This window comes from Pantoea hericii (genome assembly GCF_014155795.1).
In the GTDB taxonomy this organism is placed as follows: Bacteria; Pseudomonadota; Gammaproteobacteria; order Enterobacterales; family Enterobacteriaceae; genus Pantoea; species Pantoea eucalypti.
In genome coordinates this window covers 208970-226649 of record NZ_SCKV01000005.1, presented here as the reverse complement: position 1 = coordinate 226649, position 17680 = coordinate 208970, and the positions used below count along the sequence as shown (strand labels likewise).

Annotated in this window: 15 protein-coding genes and 1 tRNA gene; 13 read left to right on the top strand and 3 right to left on the bottom strand. The window is 54.2% G+C overall.

Going from position 1 to position 17680, the window contains the following annotated elements:
• Positions 1–2: 2 nt before the first annotated feature.
• Positions 3–830, bottom strand: a complete 828-nt coding sequence (locus H7K52_RS12925; RefSeq protein ID WP_008925710.1) for a transporter substrate-binding domain-containing protein — start codon at positions 828–830, stop codon at positions 3–5.
• 250 nt (positions 831–1080) lie between these two features.
• Positions 1081–1932, bottom strand: coding sequence for a MurR/RpiR family transcriptional regulator (locus H7K52_RS12920; RefSeq protein WP_182630109.1), 852 nt, complete (start codon positions 1930–1932; stop codon positions 1081–1083).
• A gap of 308 nt (positions 1933–2240) precedes the next feature.
• On the opposite strand from H7K52_RS12920, the gene prfC reads away from it, so the two are divergent.
• The 10 genes from prfC (at position 2241) to mrdA (ending at position 13596) form a co-directional block, all read left to right on the top strand.
• A complete protein-coding gene (gene prfC, locus H7K52_RS12915) occupies positions 2241–3827 on the top strand; it encodes a peptide chain release factor 3 (protein ID WP_008925708.1) in 1587 nt (528 codons plus the stop codon).
• A 258-nt stretch (positions 3828–4085) separates the two neighbouring features.
• Complete coding sequence (gene osmY / locus H7K52_RS12910; protein WP_003848532.1) at positions 4086–4700, top strand: molecular chaperone OsmY; 615 nt, start codon at positions 4086–4088, stop codon at positions 4698–4700.
• Positions 4701–4799: 99 nt separating this feature from the next.
• Positions 4800–4961 carry a DUF1328 domain-containing protein gene (locus H7K52_RS12905; RefSeq protein ID WP_003848537.1) on the top strand — a complete coding sequence of 54 codons (162 nt, stop codon included), beginning with the start codon at positions 4800–4802 and terminating at the stop codon, positions 4959–4961.
• A gap of 219 nt (positions 4962–5180) precedes the next feature.
• A complete protein-coding gene (locus H7K52_RS12900; protein WP_008925707.1) occupies positions 5181–6233 on the top strand; it encodes a patatin-like phospholipase family protein in 1053 nt (350 codons plus the stop codon).
• Positions 6230–7027, top strand: coding sequence for a TatD family hydrolase (locus H7K52_RS12895; RefSeq protein WP_182630108.1), 798 nt, complete (start codon positions 6230–6232; stop codon positions 7025–7027). The genes H7K52_RS12900 and H7K52_RS12895 overlap by 4 nt, the downstream gene beginning before the upstream one ends.
• Positions 7028–7275: 248 nt before the next feature.
• Positions 7276–8055 (top strand): deoxyribose-phosphate aldolase, encoded by a 780-nt coding sequence (gene deoC / locus H7K52_RS12890; RefSeq protein ID WP_008925705.1) that lies wholly within the window; start codon positions 7276–7278, stop codon positions 8053–8055.
• Positions 8056–8116: 61 nt separating this feature from the next.
• Complete coding sequence (gene deoA, locus H7K52_RS12885; protein WP_182630107.1) at positions 8117–9445, top strand: thymidine phosphorylase; 1329 nt, start codon at positions 8117–8119, stop codon at positions 9443–9445.
• 95 nt (positions 9446–9540) lie between these two features.
• Complete coding sequence (gene deoB, locus H7K52_RS12880; protein WP_110411016.1) at positions 9541–10764, top strand: phosphopentomutase; 1224 nt, start codon at positions 9541–9543, stop codon at positions 10762–10764.
• Positions 10765–10790: 26 nt separating this feature from the next.
• Entirely contained in the window at positions 10791–11504 is a 714-nt protein-coding gene (gene deoD, locus H7K52_RS12875; protein ID WP_003848553.1) for a purine-nucleoside phosphorylase, read from the top strand.
• Between the two features lie 220 nt (positions 11505–11724).
• Complete coding sequence (mrdA, locus tag H7K52_RS12870) at positions 11725–13596, top strand: penicillin-binding protein 2 (protein ID WP_182630106.1); 1872 nt, start codon at positions 11725–11727, stop codon at positions 13594–13596.
• A gap of 27 nt (positions 13597–13623) precedes the next feature.
• Here mrdA and H7K52_RS12865 read toward each other — a convergent pair whose 3' ends face one another.
• Positions 13624–14943 (bottom strand): methyl-accepting chemotaxis protein, encoded by a 1320-nt coding sequence (locus H7K52_RS12865; protein WP_003848556.1) that lies wholly within the window; start codon positions 14941–14943, stop codon positions 13624–13626.
• A 223-nt stretch (positions 14944–15166) separates the two neighbouring features.
• On the opposite strand from H7K52_RS12865, the gene H7K52_RS12860 reads away from it, so the two are divergent.
• The 3 genes from H7K52_RS12860 to H7K52_RS12850 all read left to right on the top strand — a co-directional run bounded on the left by H7K52_RS12860 (position 15167) and on the right by H7K52_RS12850 (position 17592).
• Positions 15167–15242: transfer RNA gene (locus H7K52_RS12860), tRNA-Phe, on the top strand.
• Positions 15243–15715: 473 nt separating this feature from the next.
• The gene (locus H7K52_RS12855) at positions 15716–16681 is read left to right on the top strand and encodes a sensor domain-containing diguanylate cyclase (RefSeq protein WP_008925701.1); all 966 of its coding nucleotides are present in this window, start codon (positions 15716–15718) and stop codon (positions 16679–16681) included.
• 746 nt (positions 16682–17427) lie between these two features.
• Positions 17428–17592: a con-10 family general stress protein gene (locus H7K52_RS12850; RefSeq protein ID WP_004571242.1), complete on the top strand. Its 165-nt coding sequence runs from the start codon at positions 17428–17430 to the stop codon at positions 17590–17592.
• The last annotated feature ends 88 nt before the right edge of the window (positions 17593–17680 follow it).

The window sequence follows — 17680 nt, the reverse complement described above, 5'->3', positions numbered from 1 at the left end:
GCTTACTCCGCGGGAATGAAGTTGGTGGCGGGCACGGTAAAAGTGGTGCCGAGATAGTGCTTCTGCAGTGCAGCAAGTTTACCGCTCTGCTGCATGGCCAGAATATGATCACTGATTGCCTTGTTCAGGCTGAGATCCTCTTTACGCGTGGCCCAGGCCATCCACTGCGAAGGGCCCACTTCTCCGGCCTGTACTAATTTGTCGGGATACTTCTTCACGATCGGTGCCAGCACCGCAATATCATCCAGCACAAAGTCAGCGCGTTTTGTCATCAGCGTACTGACGGTTTGATCCAGGGTATCGACACTGATGATGGTAATGGGCGGTTTACCCGCTTTCTTCAGCGCCTCATTGAAGCTTTTCAGCAACTGCTCCGGCACGCTGGCGCTCTTCACTGCGCCACGCAGTCCTGACAGGCGCTCAGGAGAGAGTCCGGATTTGCTGATCTTTTCGGCGTCGCTTTTACGCATCAGGACACCGTTAACGGTTTTGCTGTAGGGCACGGTAAACAGCACTTTCTTCGCGCGCTCTGCGGTGACGTTGAGTGATGATCCTTCCGCGTTAAAAGATCCTGAGATCAGACCGGGAAGAATGCCGCTGAAGGCGGTTTTCTGAAACACCAGTTTCACGCCGAGATCGTCGGCAAACGATCGCATGATGGCCACGCTGTAACCGGTGACCTCGCCATTATCACTGGTGTATTCATAGGGCGGGAAGGTCGGGTCGATGCCGACCGTGATTTTGCCGGCACTTTTAATGTCCGTTAGCGTATCAGCCTGCGCCGCACTGACGGCAAGCAGTGCGGCGATGAGCAGTGCAATTTTTTTCATTATGGTGGTCCCTGGTATGGGTGAAGGTCACCTGTACCTGAGCAGTTTTTGTGCCACGTTGTGACAGTGATGAAGCAGATGGCTGATGCGCTACCTGCTTTTGTAAACAGAATCAGTGAGAAACATGAGTTTCATATAATGATATTTATTTTTCTTTTGTTTCTGTGAGGAGGTTAAGAGGGCTGGCACGCCGGACAGCGGCGCACCTTTACAGGGCGTCAGATGAACAAAAATGCGTCAGCGTAGCGCACTATTCCAGCTCGTCGAGTTGCTGGTGCAGCACCTCAATTGCGGCAAGGCGTTCGCTACCGGCCTTACCTGAATGGCGTGCTACCAGCGAGCAAAGCAGATTACAGACGCCGGAGAGCGCCACCGTGCTGTCAAAAATCAGAGTGCTATCGGTATGGCAGCGCAGTGTCCAGCAAGCGTGGCGTGCAGGTTTTCCCGCCAGCGCATCGGAGAGATAGAGCATGGGAACCTGCTGCACGCTGAGTGCTGCCATTGCCGTATCCAGCGCGGGCATACGGCGGCGGAGACCGACGCAGATTGCCATATCCTGCGGGCCGAGCGTCGCAAGCTGTTCGGCCAGAGAATCGCCCGCGCGTGGTAGTAGCGTAACGCTGGGATGAACGTGCAGCAGATTGCGATAAATCAGGGCAGCAATAGTCTGACTGTGACGCCAGCCCAGCACCACGACGCGGCGCGCCTGGGCTATCGCCTCAACGCACGCCTGTAGTGTTTCCCCATCCAGCGAGCGGAAGGTATTGACCAGATTGGCAATCTCTTTTTCAAGATGCTGCTGCATCAGGCTGTCGAGTGGGGAAGCGCTGACGCCGGAGTGCAGATAAAGCGGCGATCCGCTGTTCTGCATCTCGCGCGCCTGACGACGCGCCGCCTCGTAGCTTTCATAGCCGAGATGACGAAAAAAACGGGTAGCGGTGGCTTTGGAGACGCCTGCGCTCTGCGCCAGTTCTGTGGCAGTATTCATCGCCAGCTGGCCGGGAGCCGCGAGCAGCACCTCCGCCAGCCGTTGTTCGTGAAGGGAAAGCTCATCCCAGTATTGTCGAATACGGCCCTCGAGGGGGACCGGTTTGGCGCTCATGGGGGATTCCCTGAAAATGAAAAACCTTATCCTGCACAGTGTGTGCCGGGTTGTCATCTGTTTTGACCTTTGCACGCAGGCAGGCAACAATTTCCTCCGCCGCTGTTCGCCGCCGCGCGCAAAATATTGTATGCTATGCCGCCTTAAAGCTGACCAGGTAACCGGACTTCACGCCAATGTAACGTCGCGCTGACCCGCCAACGATAAAAGATCGTTTTTGGCACCGTTTACCCGCCGGTAAGGTTCTGCCGGCCACCGTGATTTATCAGCAGCGCCAGTACGTTGCGCTGCCTATTGAGAAGAATTCCATGTCTAATCCCTTTTTAGAAGAGGTGGCACGCCGCCGCACCTTCGCGATCATTTCGCACCCGGATGCCGGTAAAACCACCATTACCGAAAAAGTGTTGCTGTTCGGACAGGCTATCCAGACCGCCGGTACCGTTAAAGGCCGTGGCTCTAACCAGCACGCCAAGTCGGACTGGATGGAGATGGAGAAACAGCGTGGTATCTCCATTACCACCTCGGTGATGCAGTTCCCTTACCGTGATAGCCTGGTAAACCTGCTGGATACCCCAGGTCACGAAGACTTCTCGGAAGATACCTACCGTACGCTGACCGCCGTTGACTGCTGTCTGATGGTGATTGATGCCGCGAAAGGCGTCGAGGATCGTACCCGTAAGCTGATGGAAGTCACCCGTCTGCGCGATACGCCGATCCTGACCTTTATGAACAAACTTGACCGTGATATCCGCGATCCAATGGAAGTGCTGGATGAGGTGGAAAGCGAGCTGAAAATTGCCTGCGCACCGATCACCTGGCCTATCGGCTGCGGCAAGCTGTTCAAAGGGGTTTATCACCTCTACAAAGATGAGACCTATCTCTACCAGACCGGTAAAGGCCACACCATTCAGGATGTCCGCATCGTGAAGGGGCTGGATAATCCGGATCTCGACACTGCCGTCGGTGAAGAGCTGGCCGCACAGCTGCGTGAAGAGCTGGAGCTGGTGCAGGGCGCCTCGCACGAATTTGAGCAGGAAGCTTTCCTGAGCGGCAAACTCTCACCTGTCTTCTTCGGCACCGCGCTGGGTAACTTTGGCGTTGACCATATGCTGGACGGACTGGTTGAGTGGGCGCCACGTCCTATGCCGCGTGACACCGACACCCGCACGGTAGAAGCGAAAGAAGAGAAGTTCAGCGGCTTCGTGTTTAAGATCCAGGCCAATATGGACCCGAAACACCGCGACCGTGTGGCCTTTATGCGTGTGGTCTCCGGTAAATATGAAAAAGGGATGAAGCTGCGTCAGGTGCGTACCGGCAAAGATGTGGTGATCTCAGACGCCCTGACCTTTATGGCGGGCGACCGTTCACACGTTGAGGAAGCCTATCCCGGCGATATCATTGGTCTGCACAACCACGGCACGATTCAGATTGGCGACACCTTCACGCAGGGTGAGAACATGAAGTTCACCGGTATTCCGAACTTCGCGCCAGAACTGTTCCGTCGTATTCGTCTGCGCGATCCACTGAAGCAGAAACAGCTGCTGAAAGGGCTGGTTCAGCTGTCGGAAGAGGGTGCCGTGCAGGTGTTCCGTCCGGTGCATAACAACGATCTGATTGTTGGCGCGGTCGGGGTACTGCAGTTCGATGTGGTAGTGGCACGTCTGAAAAGCGAATATAACGTTGAAGCCATTTACGAAGCGATTAACGTCTCAACGGCGCGCTGGGTTGAATGCGACGATGCTAAAAAGTTTGATGACTTCCAGCGTAAGAATGAAGTTAACCTGGCGCTTGATGGCGGTGATAATTTGACTTATATCGCACCAACCATGGTTAATCTTAATATTACTCAGGAACGTTATCCTGACGTCCGTTTCCGCAAAACGCGCGAGCACTAATCGCCTGTTTCCGGGCCATTCCAGCTGGGAATGGCCCTGTTTTCCCCCTTCCAGACTCCTCCTAAAAACCCTGTTTTTCTTCTGTTTTGACGTGTGATCAACCAGTTAGCCAGGCAAATTGCAAAATGCCGTCTATGATTACTCTATCGGACGGCGGAAGAGACTTCTCTTGTCCTTACGTCCTGTTACGCAGCGGCCTTTGTTGCCTCTGTTTCGCCCACAGTTTTGGGTGAGTTAACTGATAGAAGGAAGATATCGATGAACAAGACTAAGATTGCTAAAACCCTGATGGCCGCCATGATTGGCTCAGCACTGATCAGCGGCAGCGCACTGGCTGACGAATCAATGTCGCAGAAAGCGTCACAGACAGCCGACAGCGCGGGTTCGAAAATCGATAGTTCTATGAAAAAAGTCGATGGTTATATGGATGACAGCGGCATCACTGCCAAAGCTAAAGCAGCGCTGGTAGATGACGACGCAATTAAAAGCACGGATATCTCGGTAAAAACGCATAGCGGCGTCGTGACCTTAAGCGGTTTCGTCACCTCACAGGACCAGGCTGAAAAAGCGGTCGCTGTGGTGCAGAAAATCGAAGGTGTTAAATCCGTCAGCGACAAACTACACGTCAGAGACAGCAAATCATCTTCAGTGAAAGGTTATGCCGGTGATGCCGCAACGACCAGCGAAATTAAAGCTAAGCTATTAGCAGATGACATTGTTCCGTCGCGCAACGTAAAAGTTGAAACTACCGACGGTGTTGTTCAGCTTTCAGGGCATGTTGCTAATCAGGCACAGTCAGATCGTGCAGAAAGCATCGCTAAAGCCATTGAAGGCGTGAAAAGCGTTAAGAATGACCTGACGGTTAAATCTTAATAGCTAACGTGTGGCCGCTCAGGTGGCCACACGAATAAAAGATACCCATCCGGGGATAAACTAAGCAGTTCGATTTTTAAATAGGGTAAGGAGAGGCTTATGTTTCGTTGGGGCATTATTTTTCTGGTGATCGCACTGATCGCTGCAGCATTAGGTTTTGGCGGTTTAGCGGGCACAGCAGCATGGGCAGCTAAAGTTGTCTTCGTCGTTGGTATTATCCTGTTCCTCATCAGCCTGTTTACCGGCCGTAAAAAGCTTTAGCCGATGAGTTCTGCAGTCTAATGCAACGCAAAGCATAGAGCGGAGACCAGTCATCTGTAGCGACTGACGTGAAGAGAGGGACACTTTCACATCGCTGCAAGGTAAGCCAGCACCGCTGGCCTGCCGGTTAAAGGAATAGTTGACTGGTTCTCCGGCATGCTGCCGTCATAAACGGATCGATCCTCCAGCATACCCGGAACCCTTTTTGAGGTTCGCACAGTGGGTATACGCATTCCTGTTACACTCGGCGCCATTGAACCTCTGGCCCTGACACCCTTTAAATCTCAGAAAATTGCGTTGGTGTGTGAAGGCGGCGGTCAGCGTGGCATTTTCACTGCAGGCGTTTTAGACGAATTCCAGCGCGCCCGATTTAATCCCTTTCATCTGATGCTTGGCACCTCTGCCGGTGCGCAAAATCTCTCAGCGTTTGTCTGTGGCCAGCATGGCTATGCCCGTCGTGTCATTACCCGATACACAACCAGTAAACTCTTTTTTGATCCGCTGCGCTTTGTGCGTGGGGGCAATCTGATCGATCTCGACTGGCTGATCGATATCACCCGCAGTGAATTCCCGCTGGCGATGAGCAGTGCGGAACCGTTGTTCTCCAGCGGCCGTGAGTTCTATATGTGCGCCTGCCGCAGCGATGACTATACGCCCGGTTATTTTAATCCCACGGCGGATAACTGGCTGGATCTGATTAAAGCCTCCAGTGCCATTCCCGGTTTTTACCGGCTGGGCGTCAATCTGGAAGGGATCAGTTATCACGATGGCGGCATCAGCGATGCCATTCCGGTGCGTGAAGCCGCCCGACGCGGGGCCGATACGATTGTGGTGATCCGCACCGTGCCGTCGCAGATGTTCTATACCCCGAAATGGTTTAAGCGCATGGAGCGCTGGCTCAGCACCGGCGCGCTGCAGCCGATGATTAACGTCCTGAATAAGCATGAGCAGAGCTATCGGGAAATTCAGCAGTTTATTGAGAATCCCCCCGATGATTTACGCATCATTGAAATTTTCCCGCCCCACGTACTGGCCAGCAGTGCGCTGGGCAGCAGCATCGCGGCACTGAATCAGGATTACCATCTGGGACGGCGCTGTGGTCGCTATTTCCTCGCTACGCTGGGCCAGTGGCTGAGTGATGCAGAACCGATGGTCTCAGCGCGGGTCGTTACGCCGCCTGCGCCGGTCGCCAATGCGCCCGATACCCGGTTGATCATCACACCTCCGCTGGCGGACAATGATGCGGATTACGACAAAGGATCGCTGGCATGAGGTTTATCGACACGCACTGTCACTTCGACTTTCCACCGTTCGAAGGAGATATCGCCGCCAGTCTGGCGCGCGCCGCTGAGGCGGGCGTGGAGAAGATCATCATCCCGGCGATTGATGCCAGCCGTTTTGAACGGGTCTGTGCGCTGGCCGCAGCACATCCGCCGCTGTACGCGGCGCTGGGCCTGCATCCGATTGTCATCGAACATCATCAGAACGCCCATCTCGAGCAGCTGGAAACCTTACTGCAACAGCGGCCGCGTAAACTGGTGGCGATCGGTGAGATCGGGCTGGATCTCTATCGCGACGATCCGCAGTTTGATAAGCAGCAGCGCTTTCTTGAATCACAGCTTAAGCTGGCAAAGCGTTATGCGTTGCCGGTGATCCTGCATTCGCGCCGGACACATGACAAGCTGGCACAGATTCTGCGTCGTCACGATCTGCCACGCCGTGGCGTGGTGCACGGTTTCGCTGGCAGCCTGCAACAGGCGCAGGCCTTTATTAAGCTGGGTTATGCGATTGGCGTTGGCGGAACCATTACCTATGAACGCGCCAGCAAGACCCGTCAGACCGTGGCGCAACTGCCGCTCTCTTCGCTTTTGCTGGAAACCGATGCACCCGATATGCCGCTGCAGGGTTTCCAGGGCCAGCCAAACCGTCCGGAACGGGCGCGTCAGGTGTGGCAAGTGCTCTGCAGCCTGCGGAATGAGTCACCTGAAGAGATTGCCGATGCGCTGTGGCACAACAGCCAGCAGCTGTTTCAGCTCGATCCCGCTTTCCCGGCGCTGCGTAACTGACTGTCCGCCTTTCGCCTGAACGCGACCCCTTGCGCTAAAATGTGATAATAGTAACATTGCATCGGCTGGCGTATAATCGTCCTCAGGTAGTGTAATTTGCTATTTCAGTCACGTTTCATGTGGCAGGATTGCACTATTTTCTTATTCCAATGTGACTGCTGGCACATATCAGGCCGCTTCAGAGTGTTATTATTATAACATTCCGCCGGCAAGCCGGTGGGTTGCACCCCAATCCTTTGGAGAGCCTCATGACCGATATCAAACACCTTGCCCTGCGCGCCCTGAAACTGATGGATTTGACCACCCTGAATGACGACGACACCGATGCAAAAGTGATCGCCCTGTGTCATCAGGCTAAATCCCCGGCAGGCAACACTGCGGCAATCTGTATCTATCCGCGCTTTATTCCGATCGCGCGTAAAACGCTGCGCGAGCAGGGCACCCCGGAGATCCGCATCGCCACGGTGACCAACTTCCCACACGGCAATGACGACATCGACATTGCACTGGCCGAAACCCGCGCCGCTATCGCTTACGGTGCCGATGAAGTGGACGTGGTGTTCCCGTACCGCGCACTGATCGCCGGTAACAGTCAGGTCGGTTTCGATCTGGTGAAAGCCTGTAAAACCGCTTGTGCTGAAGCGGACGTGCTGCTGAAAGTGATCATCGAAACCGGTGAGCTGAAACAGGAATCGCTGATCCGTCAGGCCTCCGAAATTGCCATTGATGCGGGTGCTGACTTCATCAAAACCTCTACCGGTAAAGTACCGGTTAACGCTACGCCAGAAGTAGCGCAGATCATGATGAATGTGATCCGTGACAAAGGCGTCAGTAAGCAGGTTGGCTTTAAACCTGCGGGCGGCGTACGTACCGCTGAAGATGCCGCGATCTATCTGCAAATGGCAGAAGATACGCTGGGTGCCGACTGGGCCGATGCGCGCCATTTCCGCTTTGGTGCATCAAGCCTGCTGGCGAGCCTGCTTAACACGCTGGGTCACGACAGCGACACCAGCAAAGCGGGTTACTGATCCCTCAGGCGGTCGCTGACCGCCTGTTCCCCATCCTGTTTTCCCTGACCAGGGGGCTACCTTGTTCCTGCCACAAGAAATTATTCGCAAAAAACGTGACGGCCATGCGCTGACTGAAGAGGAGATTCGCTTCTTCATTGATGGCGTGCGTGATAACACCGTCTCGGAAGGTCAGATCGCCGCGCTGGCGATGACCATCTACTTCCACGATATGACGCTGCCAGAACGGGTTGCGCTGACCATGGCAATGCGTGATTCCGGTACGGTGCTTAACTGGAAATCACTCAACCTTAACGGGCCAGTGGTGGATAAGCACTCGACCGGCGGTGTCGGCGATGTAACGTCGCTGATGTTAGGTCCGATGGTTGCCGCCTGCGGCGGATATGTGCCGATGATCTCCGGTCGCGGCCTCGGCCATACCGGCGGCACGCTGGATAAACTGGAAGCGATTCCGGGCTTCGATATCTTCCCCAGCGATGACCGCTTCCGCGAAATTATTAAGCAGGTTGGTGTGGCGATTATCGGCCAGACCAGCTCGCTGGCACCGGCGGATAAGCGCTTCTACGCCACGCGTGACATAACCGCCACCGTTGATTCCATTCCGCTGATCACCGCTTCGATTCTGGCGAAAAAGCTGGCAGAAGGGCTGGATGCGCTGGTGATGGATGTCAAAGTGGGTTCCGGCGCGTTTATGCCCACCTATGAAGCTTCAGAGAGTCTGGCGCAGTCGATTGTGGGCGTCGCCAATGGTGCCGGCTGCCAGACCACCGCGCTGCTGACAGACATGAACCAGGTTCTCGCTTCTTCAGCCGGTAACGCACTTGAAGTGCGTGAAGCGGTTCGCTTCCTCACCGGCGAACAGCGCAATCCGCGCCTGCTGGAAGTGACGCTGGCGCTCTGCAGCGAAATGCTGATCTCCGGCAAACTGGCTGCCAGCGATGCCGAAGCACGTCAGAAGCTGATGACGGTGCTGGATAACGGCAAAGCCGCCGAGGTGTTTGGTCGGATGGTTGCTGCCCAGCAGGGACCGGCTGATTTCATTGAACGCTACGACACCTATCTGCCCCAGGCGATGCTGAGTAAACCGGTCTACGCCGACCAGCCAGGCATCGTCAGCAGCATGGATACCCGTGCGCTTGGCCTTGCGGTTGTGGCGATGGGCGGCGGACGTCAGCGTGCCAGCGACAGTATCGATTACAGCGTTGGCTTCAGTGAGATGATCACCCTGGGCGAGCGTGCCGATGCACAGCGTCCGCTGGCGATGATTCACGCCAGCAGCGAAGACAAATGGCAGCAGGCTGCCGCTGCGGTTAAAGCCGCACTGGTACTCGGGGATTCCGCGCCAGCTGAGACGCCGGTTGTCTATCGCCGTGTGAGCGATATCAGCTAACTGACCAGTAACCGGTGCCAGCCGTGATGCATTCGGGTATACTGATCTGATCGCTTTTTTTTGACTTGTCATGCGCCATAGCGCAGGAGACTTGCATGAAACGTGCTTTTATTATGGTGCTCGATTCCTTTGGAATTGGCTCCAGTAAAGATGCCGATAAATTCGGTGACGTGGGTTCAGATACCTTAGGTCATATCGCCGAAGCCTGTTTTAACGGTGAAGCAGACAAGGGGCGTAAAGGTCCATTGCATCTGCCTAATCTCACCGCGCTGGGTCTGGGCAAAGCCGCAGAGCTCTCTACCGGCCGCTTCCCGCCAGGCCTGGATCCTGAAGCGAAGATCACTGGCGCGTACGCGTACGCCAGCGAGCTTTCGTCAGGTAAAGATACACCGTCAGGCCACTGGGAGATCGCTGGCGTGCCGGTGCTGTTTGACTGGGGCTACTTCAGCGACAAAGAGAACAGCTTCCCGCAGGAACTGCTGGACAAGCTGGTTGAGCGTGCAGACCTGCCGGGCTATCTCGGTAACTGCCACTCTTCCGGTACAGTGATTCTCGACCAGCTGGGCGAAGAGCACATGAAAACCGGCAAGCCGATTTTCTATACTTCTGCCGACTCGGTGTTCCAGATCGCCTGTCACGAAGAGACCTTTGGTCTGGATCGTCTCTATGCGCTGTGCGAAATTGCCCGTGAAGAGCTGACTGAAGGTGGCTACAACATTGGCCGCGTTATCGCCCGTCCGTTTGTGGGTGACAAAGCGGGTCAGTTCGAACGTACCGGCAACCGTCACGACCTGGCCGTTGAGCCGCCATCTGCCACTATGCTGAAAAAGCTGGTGGACGAGAAGGGCGGTCATGTGATCTCCGTGGGTAAAATCGCGGATATCTATGCTGAGCAGGGCATCACCAAAAAGGTCAAAGCGACCGGTCTGGATGCGCTGTTTGATGCGACGATTCAGGAGATGAAAATCGCGCCGGATCAGTCGATAGTCTTCACCAACTTCGTTGATTTCGACTCAACCTGGGGACATCGTCGCGATGTAGCCGGTTATGCAGGTGGTCTGGAGCTGTTTGACCGCCGTCTGCCTGAGCTGATGGCGCTGGTTGGCGAAGATGACATTCTGATCCTGACGGCTGACCATGGCTGTGACCCGACCTGGCACGGCACCGAACACACACGTGAGCACATTCCGATTCTGATCTACGGACCGAAAGTGGAGCCGGGTTCACTGGGATACCGTGAAACCTTCGCCGATATTGGTCAGACAATTGCACACTACTTTGGCCTGTCCGAGATGGACTATGGCAAGAACATGCTGTAAATCAGCACTTTAATAAGGACTAAACAATGGCAACCCCACATATTAATGCTGAAATGGGCGATTTCGCTGACGTCGTACTGATGCCTGGCGATCCGCTGCGTGCAAAACACATCGCAGAGACCTTCCTGGAAAACGCGGTTGAAGTGAACAACGTGCGCGGCATGCTGGGCTACACCGGCACCTACAAAGGCCGCAAAGTCTCTGTAATGGGTCACGGAATGGGTATTCCTTCCTGTTCCATCTACACCAAAGAGCTGATCACGGACTTCGGCGTTAAAAAGATCATCCGTGTGGGCTCCTGTGGTGCCGTACGTGCCGACGTAAAACTGCGTGATATCGTGATTGGTATGGGTGCCTGCACCGATTCCAAAGTAAACCGTATGCGTTTTAAAGATCACGACTTCGCTGCGATTGCTGACTTCGACATGGTGCGTAACGCGGTTGATGCGGCGAAAAACCTGGGCGTTGAAGCGCGCGTGGGTAACATCTTCTCTGCCGATCTCTTCTACACCCCGGATCCGCAGATGTTCGACGTGATGGAAAAATATGGCATCCTCGGCGTAGAGATGGAAGCTGCAGGTATCTATGGTGTGGCCGCTGAGTTCGGTGCAAAAGCGCTGACCATCTGTACTGTATCCGACCACATCCGTTCCGGCGAGCAGACCACTGCTGCTGAGCGTCAGACCACCTTCAACGACATGATTAAGATTGCGCTGGAGTCTGTCCTGCTGGGTGATTAATCCGCGCGGCGGGTAATCGTTCCCGCCCGCTGTCCGATCCCCTGTTCAGATCCTCCTTTGCGGGAGGATCTGATTTTCCCGCCTCGCCGTCCCGGTAACATTCACATCAAATGACACACTTTTGCTGAGGCTTGTGCATCTTCGCGCTGGCACCTCTGCATCCGGGCCTTATCATAGTGCGCAATAACAGATAAAAATTAATCGCCTGATATGCCTCCTGATGAACTTTCGTAACTTTGATGCTGAAGAGAAGCTGTTTGCCCGTCGTGCCGCAATAGCCTTTGCTCTGGTCTGTATCTGTTTCACCATTCTTGGCGTAAACCTTTATCGCCTGCAGGTGCGCGATCATAGCTACTACCAGACGCGATCCAACCAGAACGACATCAAGATGATCCCCATCGCCCCGACACGTGGGCTGATTTATGACCGCAACGGTATTCCGCTGGTGCGCAACGTCAGCTGGTACGCCATTACGCTGACCCCATACAAAATCACCGATATGGACGCCACACTGCGGGCGCTGACACCTTTAATTAATCTGACGCCCGATGAGATTGATACGTTCCGCCACGCCCTGAAACAGACCAGTCGTTATAAGCCGGTGATGCTAAAAGAGGAGCTGACGGAAGAGCAGGTCGCGCGCTTTGCGGTCAATCAGTTTCGCTTTACCGGGGCCAGTCTTGAAACCTATCAGGATCGCCAGTATCCCTATGGCGCGGATCTGGCACATGTGCTCGGTTATGTGTCGAAAATCAACGACAGCGACTACAAACGGCTGAACGCAGAAGGCATCGCCGAAAACTATGCCGCTGACCACAATATTGGTAAGCAGGGGATTGAGGGCTATTACGAATCGCTGCTGCACGGCAAGCCGGGTTATCAGGAAGTGGAGGTGGATAACCACGGCCGCATTGTGCGGGTGCTGAAAGAGGTGCCGCCGGTGGCGGGTAAAAACCTGACGCTGACGCTGGACCTGCATCTGCAACAATATATAGAGAGTCTGCTGGCGGGACAGCGTGCGGCGCTGCTGGTTGAAGATCCGCACGACGGCTCCGTGCTGGCGATGGTTTCCAGCCCCAGTTACGACCCCAACCCCTTTGTAAAAGGCATCAGCTATCAGGCCTACAAAAAGCTGCTGCAGAATAAAGACCTGCCGCTGATTAACCGCGTCACGCAGGGCCTTTATCCGCCTGCCTCCACGGTGAAACCCTATATGGCGATGTCGGCGCTGCTGACGCATGTTATTACGCCACAAACGCAGTTCTTTGGCGCGCCGACCTGGACGCTGCCAGGCACGGACCGGCACTATCGCGACTGGAAAAAGAGCGGGCACGGCATGCTGGATGTCACCCGGGCGATTGAAGAGTCTGCCGACACCTTCTTCTATCAGGTGGCATTCATGATGGGCATCGACCGGATTCACACCATGCTGAGCCAGTTTGGCTATGGCAAGTCGACCGGCATCGACCTCAATGAAGAGTACAGCGGCTTACTGCCGAGCCGTGAATGGAAGCAGAAGGTCCATAAAAAGACCTGGTATCAGGGCGATACGGTGTCTGTGGGTATCGGGCAGGGCTACTGGGTTGCGACGCCGATTCAGATGGTGAAGGCGATGGTGGCGCTGATTAATAATGGTCGGGTCATTGCACCGCATCTGCTGGAAAAAACCCAGCGCGGCACGCTGGTTGAGAACTACCATCCCGCGCAGCGCGAGGCGCAGATTGGCGATCCGCATTCACCCTACTGGTCGCTGGTTCGACACGCGATGTTTGGCATGGCTAACGCGCCAAATGGCACAGGTTATAAATATTTCCACACGGCACCTTATGGCATCGCCGCGAAGAGTGGAACATCGCAGGTGTTCAGCCTGCGCCAGAACCAGACTTATAACGCGAAGATGATCCCGGTGCGGCTGCGTGACCATATCTTCTACACCGCTTTTGCGCCGTTTAATGACCCGAAAGTGGCGGTGGCGTTGATTCTGGAGAATGGCGGTAATGAAGGGATTGTTGCGGCACCCGTAATGCGGGCGATTCTGGATCACATCTTTATTCCTTCAGCACCCGAAGCACCTGCTCAGCCTGCACCGTAAAAAGGGGGCGATTGCCCCCTCAACGTGTCAGGCTTTAAGTGTTTTAGTCACCTGACTGATGGCGCGCACGACGTCGGTTGCGCCTTCACGGATTTCCGCAATCACGCCGCCCGCCTCCTGGGCCAGCTGCACGCCCTGATCGGCGCGTTTCAGGTTCGATTCAATCCCTTTCAGCGCCCGGTTCGCCAGCAGGTGGTTTTGCTGTACCCGATTTTCAATGTCGCTGGTGGCGCGATTGATGTTCGCCGCCAGCGTGCGGACTTCGTTAGCGACCACCGCAAAGCTGCGGCCATGAGCTCCGGCACGCGCGGCTTCGATTGCGGCATTCAGCGCCAGCAGGTTAGTCTGATCGGCTATCCGGCGGATACCTTCCACAATCGCGCCGATACGATCGGAGGATTCACTCAGGCCAGTGATATCACCCGAGATCCCCTGCAGTTCACCGGCCAGGGCGTTCATGGTCTGCACACTGCTGGCGATAACATCCGCCCCCAGCTTTGTGCTGTGATCGGTTTGCAGCGCAGTGTGATAAGCCCGCTGTGCCGCGTCATGCTCCTGCTGGTTTTTTTCCACCTGCGCGGTGACATCGGTGGCGAATTTCACGATCTTGTAGAGCCTGCCCTGTTCGTCAAATACCGGATTGTAGGTGGCACGCAACCAGACCGTTTCACCGCGTTTATTCACGCGGGGAAACTGACCCGAGACAAATTCTCCCCGGTTCAGCTGCTGCCAGAATTCACTGTATTCGCGGCTCTCACGCAGGGCCTGCGAACAGAAGCGACTGTGATGAATGCCTTCCACCTCTTCACGACGGTATCCCATGGTTTTCAGGAAGTTGTCATTGGCTTTCAGCACTTCACCTTTAAGGTTAAAGGCGATGACTGCCATTGACCGTTCAATGGCGGTGGTGATGGCGCGCTGCTCATGCGCATCGTTAATATGACCGGTGATGTCGGTCGCCAGTTTGACGATTTTGATCACCCGGCCATGACGGTTCTGTACCGGCACATAATTGGCTTCCAGCCAGATTGGGCGGCTGTTTTTTGCCATACGCAGAAACTTATTGCTGAAGCTTTCGCCCCGGTTCAGTCGCAGCCAGAAATCCTGATACTCCCGCGACTGCAGCTGTTCCGGAGTGCAAAACAGGCTGTGGTGCTGGCCTTCAATCTCAGCCAGCGTGTAGCCCATGCGCGCCAGAAACAGCGCGTTGGCGCTGAGAATGGTGCCATCGGGAGAGAACTCAATCATGGCGATGGAGCCGTTGAGAGAGCTCAGCGTGGCAACTGAGTGTGAGCGCTTCTGCCAGCTATGGCGCGAAGCGATGCCTGATGTAATGGTGGAAAACATAGCGATCCTTATTATTAGTGTTGGTCTCGCATCCTATATCGGCAAAATCGCGGCACAATGCAGCCTTAACTCGCTCCGCTGAGTGAAATTTATCCGGCTTGCCGTGAGGTTTTTGCGGCGGCTCAAAACCAGTCATTGAGTTGATGGAAAAGCGGTCAATCGAGTGAGTTTCGGCGAAAAGCGTTTGACGCTGCCGGGCCGCTTTGGTTTAATGCGCCCCGTTGCCCGAATAGCTCAGTCGGTAGAGCAGGGGATTGAAAATCCCCGTGTCCCTGGTTCGATTCCGGGTTCGGGCACCATCTTTAAAGAACCCGCCTCTGGCGGGTTTTTGCGTTTATAGAGCGAACCGCGTTATCGAAGGTTCGATTCACTCGCCACGTTCCTGTGGCTCGCCCTCCGGGTCGCGCTGGCACGCGATGCAAAAATGCTCCCGGCATTTTTGTCCGGGTTCGGGCACCAAAATTCAAAGAACCCGCCTCTGGCGGGTTTTTGCGTTTGTAGCGCTAATCCGGTCCACCTGACTCCATACCTTCCCGAACAATCCGAATTTGGTCTCTAACCGCCCATTCCAGTTCTTAATTCAGTAGCAATACAAATAGATTTCACGTCGAAATCACTTTGCTGTCCCGGCTCTGTGCTGCATTGCAAGAGCGTTGCCGCCTGAAATCCTGTCCAGCCTGCAATTGACCGGGGCTAATCGTGTTTTATAAGGCACCCTTTACAGAATCAACCTGACAGGCACAATAGCCCTTTTTCCAGCTCCGTCACGGTCATGTCAGAAGAAGCGCTGCGTCTGCAGATACAGAACCTGAAAAAGCATAATGCGCGTCTGAAGCGTATAGCGCATGACGCCCGTACAAAGCTTAACGCGGCGCTCGATGGTACCGGACTGTTCCTGTGGCAGCTTGATATTCCCAGTGGCAAGCTGGTGATCTTCAACCGGCGCTGGGGAGCGATGCTCGGGTTCCAGCCGAAAGAGACCGACGCCAATTTCGAATCCTGGAAGGAGAGTCTGCATCCCGAGGATGCCGATGAGGTTTTGCAAGCCTTTAACGATCACATCGCCGGGAAAGCGCCTTACTACGAAGCACTTCACCGCATGATTGCCAAAAACGGCAGTATTACGTGGGTGCTGGATCGGGGGCGGGTCAGCGAGTGGAATGCCCATGGCGAGCCTGTCAAAGTCATTGGCACGCATATCGACATGACCAAAGAGAAGCAATATGAAGAGCAGCTTGCCCTGCTGGCGCTTCACGATCCCCTGACGATGCTTAACAATCGCCATGCTTTGCAAAACTATTTCTGTGAGCTGAAAGCGCAGGGCCCACTCTGCGTTGTCTTTATCGATCTGGATAACTTCAAACACGTCAACGATACCCTGGGTCATCGCAGCGGTGATGAAGTGCTGATCCAGCTAAGCCATCGGTTTACCGAACTCGCGCCGACAGAAGTGATGATTGGCCGGCTCGGCGGTGATGAGTTCGTGCTGTTATTGCCGTTTGCGATTGACCATCCGCAGGTCAGACAACTGGCCCATGCCTGCCTGGACGCGGTGCTTGCCCCATTTGATATGGCAAATGGTCACGCCCTGATTGGGGCTTCTGTCGGGGTGTCACAGGTACAGGGAAGAGATGATTTTGATACTGCCCTTGCGCGCGCAGATGAAGCGATGTACCGCATTAAGAAAAACGGCAAGCGCGGCGTGGCGTTTGATCACGCTTTCCCGGATCCACTCTGACTCCGATTAACCCGGCATAGGCTTTGCCAGCTCCTGTTGAAAAACTTTATCTTCAGTTACTGCCTACTCTCACCCACAACATTTTGTACTTTGTTTTGCGCCTGCGTGTGCAATTTCCGCGTATCGCTGCAAAAATCACTTTTAGTACTATTCTGAAAATTCAATTTTCACTGCCAGAATATGTAAGTCTTACCGCTTCGGTTAAAGTGCAATATCCGCCTTAAATCCGAGTCTCTTTCAAATTAAAAAATTTATTCAAATCAGGATAATTGATCATTTAATGATCAATTTCGGCTGTTTTCAGCTATCGTGATCAAGGTTTACGCTTCGCTTATTTCCAACGATAAGAATGGGAAGTTAAAATCCTATTTATCGCTTCGCTTAGTGAAATTGATCGTTTGTTGATCATATTCACTACCTGATATTGATTAAACTATCCACTTACCGCTTCGCTTATATTTTTTTCAATTGGACATTTTTTGAAAATGATCGATTAATAGGGCGCGGCGATTTTAGTTATAAAGCTTTTTCATGCCGCGGCTCTTTTATCAATAGAAAGGAGCATTGGTTGAAATCCGCTATCAATCCGGTTGAGGGTAGTACGAGCAATAAACCAGAACTGTGACGGGTTTTTTATTTATCTCACTTGATTGGTCCGTTTTTCTGACTACATTTATGTTGCTGAATCGGCCTGATGAAGTGTTAACTGTGCAAATTCCAATTTTTAATATTCAAAGAGGACGCATATGACTCAATATCGCGGTGGGGCCGGGAATTTTGCGGCCGACAAAGAGCGTGCTGCTGAAGCAGGACGCAAAGGAGGCCAGAAAAGCGGCGGTAACTTTAAGAACGATCCTGAACGTGCCATTGAAGCGGGGCGCAAAGGAGGTAAGGTTAGCCGCCGGAGCTGAAAGTCTTTAACACTGCTGTGACGGCAGGGTTACTCTGTTAGCCGGGCATTTTGAATCTGTTTAGTTCCTCGCGAAGATAATTACTCCC

Coding starts and splice junctions, on each gene's coding strand:
- osmY (WP_003848532.1), top strand. CDS start 4,086: ATGAACAAGACTAAGATTGCTAAAACCCTGATGGCCGCCATGATTGGC.
- deoB (WP_110411016.1), top strand. CDS start 9,541: ATGAAACGTGCTTTTATTATGGTGCTCGATTCCTTTGGAATTGGCTCC.
- H7K52_RS12850 (WP_004571242.1), top strand. CDS start 17,428: ATGACTCAATATCGCGGTGGGGCCGGGAATTTTGCGGCCGACAAAGAG.
- H7K52_RS12925 (WP_008925710.1), bottom strand. CDS start 830: ATGAAAAAAATTGCACTGCTCATCGCCGCACTGCTTGCCGTCAGTGCG.
- H7K52_RS12855 (WP_008925701.1), top strand. CDS start 15,716: ATGTCAGAAGAAGCGCTGCGTCTGCAGATACAGAACCTGAAAAAGCAT.
- deoC (WP_008925705.1), top strand. CDS start 7,276: ATGACCGATATCAAACACCTTGCCCTGCGCGCCCTGAAACTGATGGAT.
- H7K52_RS12920 (WP_182630109.1), bottom strand. CDS start 1,932: ATGAGCGCCAAACCGGTCCCCCTCGAGGGCCGTATTCGACAATACTGG.
- H7K52_RS12895 (WP_182630108.1), top strand. CDS start 6,230: ATGAGGTTTATCGACACGCACTGTCACTTCGACTTTCCACCGTTCGAA.
- prfC (WP_008925708.1), top strand. CDS start 2,241: ATGTCTAATCCCTTTTTAGAAGAGGTGGCACGCCGCCGCACCTTCGCG.
- H7K52_RS12865 (WP_003848556.1), bottom strand. CDS start 14,943: ATGTTTTCCACCATTACATCAGGCATCGCTTCGCGCCATAGCTGGCAG.
- H7K52_RS12905 (WP_003848537.1), top strand. CDS start 4,800: ATGTTTCGTTGGGGCATTATTTTTCTGGTGATCGCACTGATCGCTGCA.
- deoD (WP_003848553.1), top strand. CDS start 10,791: ATGGCAACCCCACATATTAATGCTGAAATGGGCGATTTCGCTGACGTC.
- mrdA (WP_182630106.1), top strand. CDS start 11,725: ATGAACTTTCGTAACTTTGATGCTGAAGAGAAGCTGTTTGCCCGTCGT.